Below are 628 nucleotides of genomic sequence, written 5' to 3'. Positions count from 1 at the left end.
GGTCAACAAAGTGGCCATCAACACTAAATTGTTTTGCACGTTCTAGACCGTATGCGTCAGATTTATTAGAAAATACTGCTGCAACGTGTGCGTTAGGCATGCTGTTTTCACAAGCTTCTAAAATGGCTTGTAAGTTACTGCCGTTACCTGAAATTAGGACCACGATGTTTTTCATGATGTTGGGGCTGCCTTGATATTGTAGGTTCTATAAATTACCTACTATTAGGATGGTTTTCGATGTTCCAGATAGCAGAATGAGGACGTGGCGTCCTCATTCATTTTATTTTTTAGCGTGATTCACAAGTTAGTTGATTTCAACTTGCTCGTCATTTGCTTCTGCGTGAGCAATTTCACCAATCACCCATGCGTTTTCGCGTTCTTCTTTAAGAAGTGGAACCGCCGCGTCTGCTTGGTCTTTTGGTAGTGCAACGACTAGACCAACACCACAGTTGAACGTACGGTACATTTCGTGCGTTTCAACGTTGCCTTTCTCTTGCAGCCATTTGAAAATGATTGGCCATTCCCAGCTGTTACCGTCGATAACGGCTTTTGTGCCTTCAGGCAGTACGCGTGGGATGTTTTCCCAGAAACCACCACCCGTAATGTGAGAAATCGCGTGGATATCGTG

Annotated in this window: 2 protein-coding genes; both read right to left on the bottom strand. The window is 44.1% G+C overall.

Annotation, left to right across the window (positions count from 1 at the left end; all coding sequences use genetic code 11):
* Positions 1–175, bottom strand: a 175-nt coding sequence (locus R7P74_RS27260) for a formyltransferase family protein (RefSeq protein WP_318123798.1), incomplete at its 3' end; no start/stop codon positions are given.
* A gap of 129 nt (positions 176–304) precedes the next feature.
* Positions 305–628 (bottom strand): AIR synthase-related protein (locus tag R7P74_RS27255; protein WP_318123796.1); only part of this gene is annotated, 324 nt, incomplete at its 5' end.

It is taken from the genome of Vibrio sp. 2033, from assembly GCF_033339735.1.
The sequence above is the reverse complement of the archived record's forward strand: the minus strand, read 5'-3'. Positions and strand labels throughout refer to the sequence as shown.